At 46.6% G+C, this 15,807-nt stretch carries 14 protein-coding genes; all 14 read right to left on the reverse strand.

The annotated features are described in order from the left end of the window. Position 1 precedes the first annotated feature (1 nt). The 14 genes from ACM1ND_RS15725 to ACM1ND_RS15790 all read right to left on the reverse strand — a co-directional run bounded on the left by ACM1ND_RS15725 (position 2) and on the right by ACM1ND_RS15790 (position 15,776). Positions 2-1,267 (reverse strand): multi-tm2 domain protein, encoded by a 1,266-nt coding sequence (locus ACM1ND_RS15725; protein ID WP_254347444.1) that lies wholly within the window; start codon positions 1,265-1,267, stop codon positions 2-4. A gap of 92 nt (positions 1,268-1,359) precedes the next feature. Next, positions 1,360-1,830: a hypothetical protein gene (locus tag ACM1ND_RS15730; RefSeq protein ID WP_023989126.1), complete on the reverse strand. Its 471-nt coding sequence runs from the start codon at positions 1,828-1,830 to the stop codon at positions 1,360-1,362. Next, positions 1,827-2,501: an RNA polymerase sigma factor gene (locus ACM1ND_RS15735; protein WP_305954142.1), complete on the reverse strand. Its 675-nt coding sequence runs from the start codon at positions 2,499-2,501 to the stop codon at positions 1,827-1,829. The genes ACM1ND_RS15730 and ACM1ND_RS15735 overlap by 4 nt, the downstream gene beginning before the upstream one ends. 136 nt (positions 2,502-2,637) lie before the next feature. Beyond that, positions 2,638-3,366, reverse strand: a complete 729-nt coding sequence (locus ACM1ND_RS15740) for a DnaD domain-containing protein (protein WP_069079758.1) — start codon at positions 3,364-3,366, stop codon at positions 2,638-2,640. 3 nt (positions 3,367-3,369) lie between these two features. After that, positions 3,370-4,665 (reverse strand): asparagine--tRNA ligase, encoded by a 1,296-nt coding sequence (gene asnS, locus ACM1ND_RS15745; RefSeq protein WP_013310674.1) that lies wholly within the window; start codon positions 4,663-4,665, stop codon positions 3,370-3,372. A gap of 132 nt (positions 4,666-4,797) precedes the next feature. Next, positions 4,798-5,994 carry an acetate/propionate family kinase gene (locus ACM1ND_RS15750; RefSeq protein ID WP_023989129.1) on the reverse strand — a complete coding sequence of 399 codons (1,197 nt, stop codon included), beginning with the start codon at positions 5,992-5,994 and terminating at the stop codon, positions 4,798-4,800. After that, positions 5,991-6,863, reverse strand: a complete 873-nt coding sequence (locus ACM1ND_RS15755) for a 3-hydroxyacyl-CoA dehydrogenase family protein (protein ID WP_023989130.1) — start codon at positions 6,861-6,863, stop codon at positions 5,991-5,993. The genes ACM1ND_RS15750 and ACM1ND_RS15755 overlap by 4 nt, the downstream gene beginning before the upstream one ends. A gap of 136 nt (positions 6,864-6,999) precedes the next feature. Continuing rightward, on the reverse strand, positions 7,000-8,502 hold the full coding sequence (locus tag ACM1ND_RS15760) for an AAA family ATPase (RefSeq protein WP_023989131.1): 1,503 nt from the start codon (positions 8,500-8,502) through the stop codon (positions 7,000-7,002). Beyond that, complete coding sequence (locus ACM1ND_RS15765; RefSeq protein ID WP_023989132.1) at positions 8,495-9,028, reverse strand: hypothetical protein; 534 nt, start codon at positions 9,026-9,028, stop codon at positions 8,495-8,497. The genes ACM1ND_RS15760 and ACM1ND_RS15765 overlap by 8 nt, the downstream gene beginning before the upstream one ends. A gap of 542 nt (positions 9,029-9,570) precedes the next feature. Continuing rightward, positions 9,571-10,095, reverse strand: coding sequence for a DUF5590 domain-containing protein (locus ACM1ND_RS15770; RefSeq protein WP_076159301.1), 525 nt, complete (start codon positions 10,093-10,095; stop codon positions 9,571-9,573). Between the two features lie 37 nt (positions 10,096-10,132). Continuing rightward, entirely contained in the window at positions 10,133-11,434 is a 1,302-nt protein-coding gene (locus tag ACM1ND_RS15775; RefSeq protein ID WP_053325662.1) for an amidohydrolase, read from the reverse strand. Continuing rightward, positions 11,421-12,074, reverse strand: coding sequence for a redox-sensing transcriptional repressor Rex (locus ACM1ND_RS15780; RefSeq protein WP_013310684.1), 654 nt, complete (start codon positions 12,072-12,074; stop codon positions 11,421-11,423). Before ACM1ND_RS15780 ends, ACM1ND_RS15775 begins: the two co-directional genes overlap by 14 nt. Positions 12,075-12,118: 44 nt before the next feature. Next, positions 12,119-14,986, reverse strand: a complete 2,868-nt coding sequence (dinG, locus tag ACM1ND_RS15785) for an ATP-dependent DNA helicase DinG (protein WP_053325663.1) — start codon at positions 14,984-14,986, stop codon at positions 12,119-12,121. A 157-nt stretch (positions 14,987-15,143) separates the two neighbouring features. Continuing rightward, a complete protein-coding gene (locus tag ACM1ND_RS15790) occupies positions 15,144-15,776 on the reverse strand; it encodes a tetratricopeptide repeat protein (RefSeq protein ID WP_316243895.1) in 633 nt (210 codons plus the stop codon). Between the last annotated feature and the right edge of the window lie 31 nt (positions 15,777-15,807).

Genomic DNA, 15,807 nt, shown 5'->3' on the forward strand with positions numbered 1-15,807 from the left:
TCTATTGCTTCTCCTTTACTCGTTTAGATTTGGAATTCCCAATCATCATCCAAATACCACCGCCAATCAACAATAAGGATACGATAATCGTCCGTAGATACATGTCAACCAAATTATAAATCTCTCCATTCGGAAACAGACGATCCAGAGTAGGAACTAGTACGTTGATTAAGATGTAATAGGCGCCCAGCAATAGCAACCCCAAGCCTACCCAGCGGTGATATTGTGCAAACATACCGATCACAGGCTTGTCGATCAGCGGCTCCCGTCCATAACGGCTTACTTGCTGCAACGCATCAAAAAAGCTGTAAAACCAAACCACCGGAATCAGGAACAAAAAGAGTGAAAGATATAGCACGTCCAGTACATAGATGCCTCCTAAAAACAGAAGCATAAGCTGGAGTCCACGCTTTTGCAAACCGATATACATATGTCCAGCACCGGGAAATACCGATAAAATGGTAGCCAGCATTTTACTCCGCCGTCCCTCGACTCTTCCATGCTCCAGTTCCTCAAACAAAGTCCGGTCCTGAAGCATTTCTCCCGCTTGTTTGCGATGTACATGCTGCACCGCATCAAACATGCAATACAGCCAAATGATCGGCAGCACGCCCGCAAACGCCAAAAATCCGGATTCGTTTGTAATGCTGGTAATAAAAACGAGGATCGCTCCAAAGCCAAAGAAAGATAGCAGAAAAGACAAACCACGCTGCATCAGCCCCAAATGAAGGTGTCCCAATCCAGGAATGAACGACAGCAAAATCGTAAAAAAGCGTTCATTCTCCGATCCTTTTTGAAAAGCAGGTGATCCTGCCATACCATAGTGTCCTTGTTGATAATGGTTATAGCCCGGGCCATATCCCATTCCTGCTCCCGGTGCATCCACATCCGCGTCTGTTGCCCCCTCCGGTACCTCTCCCGTTGAACCAGCATGTCCATAAGGCCCACTTTGCGAGTAATAACCATATGGATTGGGTCCTGCATGTGGGGGATATGGAACAGCAGCTGCACGAGGATCATAACGTAATAAGCTAATAATGATATGCAGCATACTCAGCCCCCAAAAAAGAGCGGCAACAAACATACTGGCCAATAAAGGTAATTCGTCTCTTGAAACCACTGAAAAAAATAATCCTCCCGCCAGACATCCGAAAAACAAAATGGTGTATACAAACGCATTGGCTTTTCTGGTCCAGTAGTAGTGTCCCACACCGGGAATGATGTTCAATAGAAATGCCAAGAGCTTGCTTCTTTCCGCATAAGGCATCGCTACACTTCCTTTCTATTTATGGGATTTAATAAAGTCCCCATTTGAAGGTTGTTGTTTGAGTTTTTTCATCTCAGCCTTTATCCGATGATTTAGGGCTTTAATTTATCGAGCCAGGTTGTTGTAGCTCGCATGACCTCTTCACTGTAAGAAACGCGTTCTTTTGGAGGAATCGGCTTTCCATCTGTTTGCGGCATCATTTTGTCAAAGGCTCCACTGGACAACAAGATCAACGTTAGGCTTGCGGCGACAACGTAGTGAAACACAGGTTTTTCAAACCAGCGGCGTTTTTTAAACAGAACTTGATTCGGTTCAGCTTCTATCTCGGGAAGAACGGCCATTACCTGATCTGTGAAGCGCTCCGTATCCATCCAGGCAGAATAATCTTTCATAGTTGACTCCAGTTGCTCCAGTGCGACAAGATATAGCATCAGCGCCTGTTCGTCTTCCAGCAGGAGCTTTTCCAGCCGGGCAGACTCCTCTATCGTGCAAGTTCCTGCAATGTAAGCATGCCAGTCATTCGATTTCCCTTCAATCCACGGTTTATCCTGTTGGTCAGTCATTGCCATTCCTCCTCCTTCCAGTGGTTTCGAATCCATAGCCGCGCCCGATAGAGCCTCGACTCTACTGTTTTTAAAGCTACCTGCGTCTCTTCTGCAATTTGGTCGTAGGTTTTGCCCTGCATATAATAGGCTTGAATAATATCCCGATGTTGCTGGGGCAACTGGGCGATTTTTTGCGATAGTTCTTCAATTTGCTCCTCGCGAATGAGACGAGCCAGCACATCCTCATCCCGGGAAGGGAGCTGTACAAGGGATTGTGCGACGTCTATAAGCTCTGCGGGTCGTCTGTCCTGTTTGCGCTTAATATCCAGCGCTTTGTGGAGCGCAATTCGGCTCAACCACGTTTTAAATCCTTCGTTCCGGTACTGGGGGAGAGACTTGTACACCTGAACGAATGCCTCCTGCGCGGCATCTTCTGCTTCCTTGCTGTCATGCAGTACCGAATAGGCGACATGAAATACATGCTTGCTGTACAGCTCTACGATCTCACGGAACGCCTGCCGGTCACCGGACCGTATTCGTTCAATGATTCTCTCTATATCAATGACGCTCTCCCCCTTCCCAATACTATAGACGCCAGGAAATTTCCTTCCCCTGCATATTTCAAAAAAATATTTAAAAAGGACACACCCTCCTGACGGAATGGTGTGTCCTCTATCATTAAAGCCTATTTACTCGCTTTCATTTCGGCTTAGTTCACGCGCACAGGCGATATTCCAGATTGTTCTCATTGCACATTAGCCAATTTGTAGTGACAACCTCGATACATAAGTCTACTGCTTAGCCTAAAAGGCTTAGACCGATATATCAATTGCGTCCGCCACCACGGAATCGCTGGGCGTATTCTTTGGCATCCTGTGCATTACGAACACGGTTTCGGCTCCACTCCAGCAAAATACGGTCTATATACCGGAAATGTACCTTCCCTGCAAATACCGCTTCCTTCAAAGCCAGCAAAATCAGCTCCTCGGGATACCGATCCTGATCCACCCAGCTGGTGATCGTCTCGTATTCCATCGGTGACAATGGTCGCCCGAATTCTTTCTCAAAAATCGTAAACAAATTCCGTTCTTCTGTAAGCGGGGATTCTGCTATTCCATTCAGTAAATCCGGCTTTCCGGCAAACAAAATGTCATCTTCATCGTGCTGCTCGTTACGCTCAGCGATCATACATTCTGCCAACTTACGATACAGCCCCGTCAAATTGTAACGTTCGAATTGTACGGATGAGCTGCGGTCTTCTACGGAATCGATTCTCAAAAATCCTTCTTTCATGAGCTTACTGAAATAGAGTGCGATTTCGTTCGCAGTACATCCGATGCGGGTCTGCAATTGTTCCCATGTCGGAAATTCATTACGTTCCGCTTGTTTAAAGGCAAGCAACTGCATCAGTAGCAGCATTTCACCATCTGTCAGCCGAAGTGTCCGATAATGCTTGAGCAGGGCATAGGGAATCTGGACCATTCCGGCTTCCATAGCAAAGGCTACTCCCTCCGCCCATTCTGCCGCTGATGTCTTGTCGAATGATCCGGTCATCGGTTACGGATACAAACGATACAGCATGCGTGGGAACGGAATCGTTTCACGTACATGATCGAGTCCACAAATCCATGCTACTGTACGCTCCAGGCCCAGTCCAAAGCCGGAATGCGGAACGGTACCATAGGTGCGCAGATCCATATACCATTGGTAGGCTTCACGAGCCAAGTTATGCTCGTTAAAACGTTCTTCCATCAATGCTGGATCATCAATCCGTTGGGAACCCCCGATAATTTCACCATAGCCTTCAGGAGCGATCATATCGGCACACAGAACAACCTCTGGACGGGTTGGGTCTGGTTTCATATAGAATGCCTTAATGTGAGTTGGCCAATGTGTAATGAACACAGGTTTGTTATATCTTTCAGCAATCGCCGTTTCATGAGGAGCACCAAAGTCTTCGCCCCATGGGATATCGAAACCTTCACCTTGAAGGAAGGCAATCGCCTCATCATACGTAATACGTGGAAATTCTCCTTGAATTTGCTCCAGCTTCGAAACATCGCGTCCGATTGTTTCAAGCTCCTTCGCACAGTTTTTCAGAACAGATTGCACGATATGGCTTACAAACTGCTCCTGAACGCGCAAGGATTCTTCATGATCCACAAAAGCCATCTCAGGCTCGATCATCCAGAACTCAATCAGGTGACGACGTGTTTTGGACTTTTCCGCACGGAAAGTTGGACCAAAGGAATACACTTTGCCCAGCGCCATTGCCGCGGCTTCCATATACAACTGTCCGCTTTGTGTCAAATACGCATCTTCATCAAAATATTTAATGTGGAACAACTCTGTTGTACCTTCTGCAGAGGAAGGAGTCAAAATAGGTGGGTCCACCTTCGTAAAGCCGTTGCCGTTAAAGAATTCCTGTACAGCACGGATAATTTCCGCCCGTACGATCAGAACAGCACGTTGCTTGGCGGAACGCAGCCACAAGTGACGATGATCCATCAGGAAATCTACACCATGCTCTTTGGGTGTAATCGGGTAGTTTTCGGTCAAATGAATAATTTCAATGCCTGTAACCGTTAATTCAAAGCCCGATTGGCTACGCGGTTCTTCACGCACCACTCCAGTAACGTAAAGGGAGCTCTCTTGAGTCAAGGATTTGGCGTCATTCCAAATATCCTCGGACACTTCGCTTTTCACGATAACCCCTTGAATATACCCGCTACCATCGCGCAGTTGCAGGAACTGAATTTTACCACTAGATCGTTTATTGTTTACCCAAGCGCCGATTGTAACCGTTTCCCCTACATGGCGGCCCACTTGGGCAATCGTACTTTTATTCGTCATGACCGTCTCTCTCCTCTTAACCGAAAATCAAACAGCCCTTCCCCCTGGGTCAGGCTGTTTGCTCTCGCTGTTTGGTGCATGCGGAACTCAAACAATAGTCCGCATGCATAAAGTTTACACTTTCGAACCGAACTACTGAACCAAACGGAACGTGTCGCGGGCAATAACCAGTTCTTCGTTCGTTGGAATGATCAGTACTTCTACCTTTGAATTTGCAGTTGTAATCCGACGAGGCTCGCCAGAACGAATAGCATTCAACGATTCATCCAGCTCGATACCGAGGAATGTCAATTGCTCCAACACTCTCTTACGCAGAACGATGGAGTTCTCGCCTACACCTGCTGTAAATGCAATTACGTCTACTCCGTTCATTGCGGCAGCATACGATCCAATGTATTTGCGCAGACGGTATTCATACATTTCGAATGCCAATGTAGAATTAGCTTCGCCTTTTTCCATACCTTCTGTGATTTCACGCATGTCACTGCTGATACCGGAGATAGCTAAAAGTCCACTATGCTTGTTCAACATGGAATTGACTTCATTGACAGTCAATTCTTCTTTGTTCATGACATAAGGTACGATTGCTGGGTCCAAATCACCACTACGAGTACCCATCATAAGACCTTCCAATGGAGTCATACCCATGGAAGTATCAACAGACAAACCGCCTTGAACTGCTGTTACACTACCACCATTACCGATATGACAAGTGATAATCTTCAGGTCTTCCAAAGGACGACCAAGGAATTTGGCGGCTTCCTTACTTACAAAATCATGGGAAGTGCCGTGGGCACCGTAACGACGAACCTTATACTTATTGTACAACACTCTTGGAATGGCGTACATATAAGCTTTTTCAGGCATAGTTTGATGGAACGAGGTATCAAATACCACAACCTGTGGTACATCTGGCATATTCAATTCAGCCGCTTTAATCCCCATCATGGAAGCAGGGTTATGCAGTGGCGCCAGGTCAAACAAGCGACGGATTTCACTCTTCGCTTCAGGCGTTACAACTGCTGACTGTTTGAAGATTTCGCCTCCATGAACCACACGATGGCCCACAGCCTGAATTTCACTAGTACTGGAGATTACACCATGTTCAGCATCTGTGAGTACGTTCAGCACTTTACGGATGGCTGTAGTATGTTCCAAAATCTCGCTAACTTCAGTGTATTCTTCTTTATTGGTTGGCTTATGCGTCAGAATGGAGGAATCCATACCGATGCGCTCTACCAATCCTTTTGCCAGAACGGACTCGTCCGTCATATCATACAATTGGTATTTCAGGGAAGAACTCCCTGCATTGATTACGAGAATTTTCATATCCGGTCACCATCCTTGTCGTACTTAAAGAAGCCTTCGCCCGATTTCACGCCCAGATTACCTGCACGCACCATTTTCTTCAGTACGATGGACGGACGATATTTCAATTCGCCGAATTCACGGAACATACGCTCCAGAGCAGCCAAAACGGAATCCAGACCAAAGCGGTCAGCCATTTCCAAAGGGCCGCTTTGGAAGTTATATCCGATTCGCATAGCGTCATCGATATCATCAGCGGAAGCCACGCCTTCTTGAAGTACATGGGCCGCTTCGTTAATCAGCAGACAGATAATCCGGCTTGTTACGAATCCAGGAGATTCATAAATCATGACTCCTTTTTTCTCCACTATCTCTTCCACGAACATTTTAGTGTTTTCAAATGTATCGTCCGAAGTTTTCAAACCACGAATAATTTCTACAAGATCAATACGGGATACTGGATAAATAAAGTGCATACCAATAACACGCTCAGGATACTTGGTCGAGCTAGCAAGCTCGGTCAGGCTCAGCGTGGATGTATTACTTGCAAGAATAATATTGCTTGGACACACATGGTCTAGCTCTTGGAACACTGCTTTCTTCTCGTCCAGATTCTCTGTAATAGTCTCAATGACCATATCACAGCTGCCGAGCTCCGCCAAATGAATTACTTTTTGAATACGGGATAAGATCAATTTTTTCTCAGCTTGAGTAATTGCCCACTTTTCCAGTTGTTTGTCCAGACTCGTTTCAATCATATTGTAGGCGTAGTCTAGTTTCTCTGGTGTCTGCTCTACCAGCAGCACATCGATTCCTTTGGACGCGAGCATTTCAGAAATCCCCTGTCCCATGGTGCCGCCGCCGATGACGCCGATTTTTTTAAATTGCATGATTCTTTACTCCACCCTTTCCTGGTCACTCTCATATATTGTATCCTTCTTTGTCGAAAAATACATGTTTATGTCCCAATAGATAATAATATCTTAGCACGGACTAAAAGTAAAAAAAAATAACCAGCATAAAAAATTATGCTGGTAATAAAGCATTTTCACTAAATTGACATCTAAATTGGTCTCCAGACAGAGTTTCTTCCTTCATCAGGATGTCAAGTGAGTTGTCGAACACAGGACGATGCTTTTCCAGCAGCTCCGAAGTTCGGGTATGCAGGTCAGCCATTATCTCGCCATTTTCCCGCATGAGTTCTTCTTTGGTTACCATTTCCATGTTAATAATGCCAAGTGAAGTCAAACCGGAAGTCATCATCGTATGGACGATGTTCAGCGCCTGCTCAAAATCATTACTTGAGCCGGTACTGCGACCGCCATAGTACATTTCTTCCGCCGTAGCCCCTGCGAGCGAGATCATAATTTGCTCCTCCAGGAACTGCTTGGTGTATAAATAATGCTCTTGCTGTGGATTGTGGCGCACATAGCCAAGCGCTTTCCCACGAGGGCTAAGTGCTACCTGGCTTACGCTACCGGGACGAACAATTTCGGCCATAATAGCATGTCCTAGTTCATGAATCGCTACACGTTTTTTCTCTTCCAAGGTCGATTCTCGGTCTGTCTTTTCACCCATCATCACTTTGTCAATCGCCATCGACAGATGCTTCTGCGCAATCATTTTCTGATCCTGTCTCATCGCATAGATTGCCGCTTCATTCATCACGCTCTCCAGCTGTGCGCCGGAAAACCCGTAAGATTCCTCAGCAATTTTGTCCAGATTTGCATCTTCCTGAATCGGTTTGTTTTTGGCATGAATTTTTAGAATATGAAGACGGCCCTTCTTGTCAGGCAGATCCACTTGAATATGACGATCAAAACGCCCTGGACGCGTTAAGGCGCTGTCCAGCATTTCTTTACGGTTTGTTGCCGCAATGATCAAAATCCGCGGTGTATCTGCGGAATAAATACCATCCATTTCTGTCAGTAACTGATTCAAAGTCTGATCATATTCTCGTTGCTGTCCACCCTCACGTTTACCACCAATTACATCGATTTCGTCAATAAAAATAATTGCATTTTCCTTCTTTTCCTTGGCTGCACGAGTACGCGCCTCCCGAAACAACTCACGGACACGACCCGCTCCAACACCAACGTACATTTCAACAAATTCACTACCTGAGGCTGCAACAAATACAGAATTAGTGTAGTGTGCCGCTGCCTTCGCCATCAGCGTTTTTCCTGTTCCCGGAGGACCAGTGAGCAAAACGCCTTTTAATGGACGGATACCAAACTTGGAAATTTCATCATGTCGATTCAAAAAATCCAGGGCCTCGCGCAGTTCCTGCTTAGCGCTTTCTTGCCCACCGATTTCCTCAAAAGTCAGCTTGTCCGGACCATTTTTTTTACGTTTACGCTCTTGCCCAGCACCTACGGCCAAACCGCCACGCGCATGCATAAGCATTAACAAGCCGCTGAGCATCACGCCAGCAACCAGAAGAGGGATAATATTTACCCCAATAAAAACGAGAAATATAATGGTTACCGGCACAATGCCGATTAATATTTCCTTAATCCATCTAGGCATTAGGCCATACCCCCATTTGCTGAGATTGACGTGGCAAAACGATAAACTTGGTCGCTTTACCTTCGCTGAGTCGGATATAGACATTGTTCGAATCCATGTCGGTATCAGCTTTGATACCCGTCTTTTTCTTTTTCATCTGCTCAACTGTAGATGAAATTTGAGTATACTTTTTATTTTCCATCGCTTCGGCCACAGGAAACATAGCCTCAGACCACCATTGATTCAGTGCTGAATTGGAACGATCTGCGATATCCAACTTAATGGTGCGGCTGCCAATGATGGATTGTCCTTTTTGCTTAACCACATCGACCAATCTGGCCACATCCGCCTGCGGTTTGAGATCTAGTTTCAATACAACCTGATCCTGTTTAATATCTATTTGAGCGCTTGTCACGCCTGGATATTGAGATACCAGTTTTTCCAGAGGACTTTGCATTGTAACCTGACGGTAAATGAACCATCCCCCAAATAGCAGCAAAGCTGCCAAAACTGCCGCCACAACGATAGGAACTGCACGCAATTTCAAACAACATCCTCCTCTCAAAATGTAAAACCCAGAAGAAACGGGACGAATGTCAACAAACAACCAAATTGCATGATCTTATAGTGATCAGCAATTCTTTTTTCTATCATTTTTGTCTATCACTTATAAAATATAGTATATCATAACGTATATCTAATATCGAAGGCAATGTGTGGAGGAGTTGTGATGAGGCAAAATCTTTGGTTATGGTGGAGGCGAGACGCTGCGTGTAGGATTTGATCTTACGATCGCTGTTGCCACCGGATTTTTTCGATTAGATTCTTATGGGGAAAATCCGGCGGCAAAGGCGAACGCTCCGCTTCTCCAGATTCAAATCCTCCACTCCGCTATTGCCCGCCACAAAGATGAATTTGACCTAGGAGAGAAGATGGATAGGTAAAGATGCTTCACTGGCTTTCAGCCAGCTTTACGGCATAGCAAAACTAAAAGACGTAAATACGAATTTTGTCGTATTTACGTCTTTTTCTTGAGCTTTTAATCATTTACTAGTCATTCATTCCACATTTGCCAATCCTCACACCAGCTCAGTTATTGGGCAAAGTATATTTCACACCCGTCGCTACCCCATCTGAGAAACGATAAAAGGTGTAGTAATGATGACTTCCATCATCGTAAAACAACTGCCACACATATTCGCCATTGAACACACTCGGCTGAAGCCTTACAATTTTTGCACCTGGAAGCTGCTGCTGAATTATTGCCGTCATTTTTTGCTCATCGACTCCGTTCTTCAGCAACTCGGTGTGAACACCGCTATTATCTGCGGCAGGTACGTTAGGTTGTCCTTCCACTTTTTGAAAAGGAACCCACACCATTATATTTTCATTCTGTGCATTTTTCCCCTGAACCACCCAATATACCTGATCCCACACAGACTTCCATGTTTGAGTCGTGCTAACCAGACCAGCTGATTGCTTGGCCTTAATGATAGCGGCATTTTTCTCAGCCACCTGGTCTTGAGTAACATAGGAATAATACCAGAAAATGCTGACCAGGATCAGTATCACGGCCAAAATGGCGACCGCTATCCATTTTTTCTTATTTTTCAAACCTGTGCTTCCTCTCTAAGGGGATGTGACACCTAAATTAGCGCGACAGCAGCCCTTCAAAGGCGGCTTGTGCCTCATGTTTGATACGTTCCTCGTCCATAGTCAGGCATTCGCCGTTTTTCACAACCTGGCGACCGTCTACCCACACATGAGCCACGTCCTTGGCGCTTGCAGAGTATACCGCATGGGAAATAAGATCTGTACGCGGCAAGAAATGTGCCTGATTCAGATCCAACGCGATAAAGTCAGCCTTGTTGCCCGCTGCCAACGCTCCTACTTCTTTTAAACCAATCGACTTTGCACCGTATTCTGTTGCCAGACGCAGCGCTTCACTTGCAGGAACTGCCGTAGGGTCACCGGATACACCCTTGTGAATAAGTGCCGCCAGACGCATTTCCTCGAACATATCCAGGTTATTATTGCTGGCAGGACCATCCGTTCCGAGAGAAACAGTAACCCCTGCACGCAGCAATTCAGGCACTCTTGCCACACCACTTGCCAGCTTCAAGTTGCTACCCGGATTGTGCGAAACCGCTACACCACGTTCAGCCAGTAAAGCTATTTCTTCGTCGTTCAAATGAACGCCATGGGCAATAAGCGAAGGACGGGAGAAAAAGCCAAGCTTATCCAAATGTGCAACTGGACGCAAACCGTAGTCGCGTACGTTTTGCTCCACTTCGGCGATCGTCTCAGACATGTGCGTATGCAGTGGCAAGTCCAGATCATGCGCTGCTTGTACGAATTTTTCAATAAACGCAGGTGGACATGTGTATGGCGCGTGCGGAGACATCATCGTTGTAATACGCCCGTCTGCTTTACCATGCCAGTTACGCGCAAAAGTCACGGCCTCAGCCAGCTTGATTCGCTGTTCTTCTTCCGAGCATAGTCCAATTGCTCCACGCATCAGACTTGCACGAATACCTGACTCTTCAGCTACACGAGCCACCTCATCCATATGATCGTACATGTCCAGGAAGGTCGTTGTTCCACCTTTCAGCATTTCCAGCACAGACAAGGACGTACCCCAGTACACGTCCGTAGATGTAAACTTGGCTTCCATAGGCCACATTTTCTCCTGAAGCCATACTTGAAGTGCCAAGTCATCTCCATGCCCACGCAGCAGAGACATCGCCGCATGACCATGAGTATTAATCAGACCAGGTAAAAACAATAGCCCCTTACCATCGATCGCTTCCGTCTCTTCCTCACCCGCAGGCAAAGTTTCGCCAATATAAGTAATACGGCTATCCTCCACAATCATAAAACCATGGACTACCCCAGCTTCTGATCCATTTACGGCAAAAGAGCCGTTTTTAATCATCCATTTATTCACTGTCATATTGTGTTTCTTCCTTTCCGTCCTCCAAATAATAAGCGAGGCTAAGCAAATCAGTTGTAAAGTCTGTGGCATGAATCCGAATGTTGGCCGGTGCCTTGAGAGTAGTCGGTGCAAAGTTCAGGATCGCTCCAATTCCGCTCTCAATAAGCCTGTCAGCCACGTGCTGTGCTTCAAAATCAGGTACGGTAATAATCCCGATTCGAATGTTTTTTTCTTTCACAGTCGCTTCCAGTTCATCCATCGGTTGAACGACCAATGTATTGATCTTGGTCCCTACCTTATCCGGAAACGCATCAAATACTGCGACAATCTTCATATTGTCTTTTAAATAAGCGTTATAATTCGAAAGGGCTTGCCCCAGATTACCCGCACCGACCAATACGACATTAATTTGCTGGTCGATTTTCAGGATATGGCGTATTTTCTCAATTAGATAAGAAACATCATAACCGATACCCTTCCGACCAAAATCTCCAAAATAGGCGAGATCTTTACGGATTTGGGCCGGGTTCAAATCTAGCCTCTGTCCCAACTCTTGAGAAGAGACCGTAGCCACCTCCCGTTTGTGAAGTGCATTCAGATAACGTAAATATACGGGTAACCTCCGTACGACAGCCTCTGAAATTTTATCTGATTTCATACTTGCTCCCCCTAATTGTAACGAACATACTTAGTGTCCGTCCGTTATGCCTCTGTCTCCGGGGCGGATTGGAGCCATTCGGCGATGCGGGGCACCATTTGCTCCGATGGCATATGCTCCATTTTTGGTCCCGGTAACGAGTACAAAAAGTGCTTTCCGTAATAGGATTCGATCACACGCGTATCGTAAACGATAACGACCCCGTGGTCGCTCGCTGTACGTACTAACCGACCAAATCCCTGTTTGAAGCGAATGACCGCTTGTGGTACAGACAGCTTCATAAATGGATTCTTCTTCTGCTGCTGAAGCAGCTCGCTTTTTGCCTCCAGCAACGGGTGATTCGGCGGTTGAAACGGCAAGCGAACAATGGCCAGACAAGTCAGAGCCTTTCCTGGAATATCGACGCCTTCCCAGAAGCTGCTGGTTCCCAGCAATACAGAAGCTTTGGCTTCCTGAAAACGGCGGGTTAGCTTGCTGCGACTCCCACTGTCCACACCTTGTCCCAGCACAGTAATTTCGCTGGATGCTAAGGCCTCTTTGAGCGGCTCATACACTTGCCGGAGCATCCGATAGGAAGTAAACAGAACGAGCATTCTCCCCCGCGTCGCCTGAGCAGTCGCTCCTAGAGAGCTAACGAGCATATCTACAAAGTGTGCATCTCCTACACTGCCCTTCACGCTTGGGAAATCCCGTGGAATGACCAGCAACACCTGATCCCTGTAATTAAAGGGTGACGGGAGCTGCGAAGTCATCAGCCGCTCTTGATCTGCGGCCTCCTGCAAGCCGAGCTGATCGATCATGTACTGAAACGACTTATCTACCGATAAGGTAGCAGACGTCAGAATAATGCTTCTTTTTTTGTCAAAAAACATTTCTTTCAACTGGCGGCTCACATCGACGGGCACCGCATAAAATTGCAATGATTTACTACGGAATTGCCCACTCGCTTCGAGCCAGTATACGGTTGTTTCATCATCGAGTCGGATAAAAAAGCGCAAATTTTCTCGGATTCCCGCCAAATCCTTGAGCAGACCCGTGATATCTGTAATAAGGCTATCTGCCGCATAATCGTCATGTTCTTCCTTGACGTCCAGCATCAGCTTGTCGCCCTTGCGCAAAATTTCGCTCATCGTTACATATAGCTGATTTTCCAAAGCACCCGCCTGATCCCACTTTGCAGGCTTGGCCGAAGGTTTGAGACGGGAAGAAAACTGTCCTGTTTCACCCGGTGTCGCATCGCTTCGCTCTGGCAACATGCCAAACAGCTTGTCGCTTAGCAGGTCCCAAGTTTCCTTAACCTCTAACACGAGCGGATACATCTGGTCGATGGTTGAAGCCCAATCCGCCGACTTCTCGTGCCCCGATTTTGCCAACTGTTGACGAAGTGAAGGCAGTTGTCCATTCTTGCTGTCTTTGAACAGTCGCGTCAGTGTATGCACGAGTGTGAAATATTTCATATGCATACCTAGGTGCTTACCAGCTACTTCCTCCAGGTGATGGGCTTCATCAATCACCAGATGTTCATAGCTCGGCAACAACTGGTGACTGGCTTTGACGTCTGTGAACAACTTAGAGTGATTCGTAATAACGACATCCGCTATCCCTGCTTCATGGCGTGCACGATGATAATAACATTTGCGGAACCATGGACAAGAACGACCAAGACAGGACTCTGAATCACTCGCCACCGTTTCCCAGAAATCCCCTCCACGGTTGCTCAGATTCAGTTCTTCATCATCACCGGTTTCTGTTAGCGTCAACCAGACGATCATCTGAGCCGCTGTAATTAAGTCTTCCTTCGGTGTCGCGAAGTCTCTTCTGTTTATTTTATGTTCAAACTTACGCAGACACAAATAATGTCCCCGACCCTTGAAAATAGCAGCCCGGAACGGAAACGGAATCACCTTGGTCAGCATAGGAATGTCGCGCTCGCGTAATTGCTCCTGCAGGTTGATCGTATGTGTACTTACCATAACGCGCTGTCCTTTTTTTACACTGTGATACAGCGATGGGAGCAAATAACCGAGAGACTTTCCTGTTCCTGTACCTGCTTCGATCAGCAGATGCTTGTCTTCACTCAGTGCCTGATTTACACCCTCAATCATCTGTATCTGCGCCTCGCGCTCCTCATATTGGCTCAAGGATGAACGCAAATTGTCCCGCACATCATCCATGTACTCCTCAAAGGAAACACCTGAAAGTGGATTCGGGTCATCTTCTCTACGCGGTGCAGCTAGCTCCGTCCAATCTTCCACTTTTAGCGCAAGCTGACGAAAAAACTGATGTCCCTCCAAATCCTGAATAGGATCAAGCTCTTTCTCTTCACGCACCCCATCAAGAAACCATCCAAGGTCACTGTCTTCCTCTGCAAACAAATCACTAAGCCGCTGTATCGTTATCAGAGGTAATGCTTGAAGCTCACCCAGACACTTTAAAAACACCTCAGCCGTAGCCAACGCGTCGCTGTCTGCTTGGTGAGGGCGATCATGCGCCAGCCCGAACTCAGAAGACACAAAACCCAACTGATACGAAGATAGCGATGGAAACATAATTTTCAGAAAATCCATTGTATCCAAGATTCTTCCGCTAAACGGTAAATATCCGCACCGATCCAGAGCGTTTTGCAAAAAATTAAAATCAAACGCCACATTATGACCGACCAGCACAACATCGTCCAGCATAGGCACGAGCTCCATCATCATTTCTTCAAGTGCAGGAGCATCCTTGACGTCATCGTCTGTAATTCCGGTCAATCCAGTGATAAAAGGTGGAATAGATCTGCCAGGGTTCACATAAGAGCCGTAAACACGGGAAATGCTGTTATCATGATCTATAATTGCAAGTCCGACTTGAATGATGTCATCCGCGGACTGGGTGCCTGTCGTTTCAAAATCCAATACCGCAAATTTCATTCGGGCTTAATCCTTTCTTATGACACTTACAAAAATAATAACTCTATATATTAGCATAGCAGAAGATCGCCTGTTTGGAAATTAAGACAGCCAAAAAAGACGATGCACACGCCGCCTGAGGAGGTGGGCATGCATCGTCTTACTCGGTGTCTGACAACTACATCCAGGTCATCATGGAGCTGTCGTATCGAAGCATTTCGGTACCGGACAAACAGGCTTCCATATTGTGCAGCGGCTCGGGTAACGCAGGATCGAACTGATGTGCGAGAGCAAAACATTTTTGCGCCTCCTCTACGTCAGCCTGCTTTGCCAACAGACAGCCTAGCGCATTATAGATGACCGCCTTTAGTCCTGCCTGCTCAGTCAGGTCCAGCACCTTCTGAAAATGGAATACAGCCTCTGCTGGATCATCCAGTTGAAAATAGGCCATTCCCATATACATGCGACTCTGCCAGCTGTTCGGAAAATGCTGTAGTACCTGCTCAAATTGTTGGATCGCCTCAGGGTACATAAGTAATCGATAATACCCTTGCCCCCGATTAAAAGCTGGCAGCTCTTTTTCAGGCAGCTCAGTGTCAGACATATCGGTCTCTGCGGAAAATCCGGCCGCACGCAAGCAAACCATTTTTTCCTCAAAGGCCAGCCACTCATCCATAATTCCGTCACTCATTCTCCGCAGCAGACTCCAGTGCTGTAGCAGCTCCTGCCTGCGGGAGCCCTGGGCTGATGGGTAATGCTTCACGATATCATCTAACATGCTGTTCATTTCTGCGAATACATGCTGGAACATGTGCATCCCGCCCTTATGAAAGATGGATTAA

The sequence above is a fragment of the Paenibacillus sp. JJ1722 genome (assembly GCF_048282685.1).
GTDB lineage: Bacteria > Bacillota > Bacilli > Paenibacillales > Paenibacillaceae > Paenibacillus > Paenibacillus polymyxa_B.

Coding starts and splice junctions, on each gene's coding strand:
- ACM1ND_RS15725 (WP_254347444.1), bottom strand. CDS start 1,267: ATGCCTTATGCGGAAAGAAGCAAGCTCTTGGCATTTCTATTGAACATC.
- ACM1ND_RS15790 (WP_316243895.1), bottom strand. CDS start 15,776: ATGTTCCAGCATGTATTCGCAGAAATGAACAGCATGTTAGATGATATC.
- ACM1ND_RS15740 (WP_069079758.1), bottom strand. CDS start 3,366: ATGACCGGATCATTCGACAAGACATCAGCGGCAGAATGGGCGGAGGGA.
- ACM1ND_RS15730 (WP_023989126.1), bottom strand. CDS start 1,830: ATGACTGACCAACAGGATAAACCGTGGATTGAAGGGAAATCGAATGAC.
- ACM1ND_RS15775 (WP_053325662.1), bottom strand. CDS start 11,434: ATGACAGTGAATAAATGGATGATTAAAAACGGCTCTTTTGCCGTAAAT.
- ACM1ND_RS15755 (WP_023989130.1), bottom strand. CDS start 6,863: ATGCAATTTAAAAAAATCGGCGTCATCGGCGGCGGCACCATGGGACAG.
- ACM1ND_RS15750 (WP_023989129.1), bottom strand. CDS start 5,994: ATGAAAATTCTCGTAATCAATGCAGGGAGTTCTTCCCTGAAATACCAA.
- ACM1ND_RS15760 (WP_023989131.1), bottom strand. CDS start 8,502: ATGCCTAGATGGATTAAGGAAATATTAATCGGCATTGTGCCGGTAACC.
- dinG (WP_053325663.1), bottom strand. CDS start 14,986: ATGAAATTTGCGGTATTGGATTTTGAAACGACAGGCACCCAGTCCGCG.
- ACM1ND_RS15780 (WP_013310684.1), bottom strand. CDS start 12,074: ATGAAATCAGATAAAATTTCAGAGGCTGTCGTACGGAGGTTACCCGTA.
- asnS (WP_013310674.1), bottom strand. CDS start 4,665: ATGACGAATAAAAGTACGATTGCCCAAGTGGGCCGCCATGTAGGGGAA.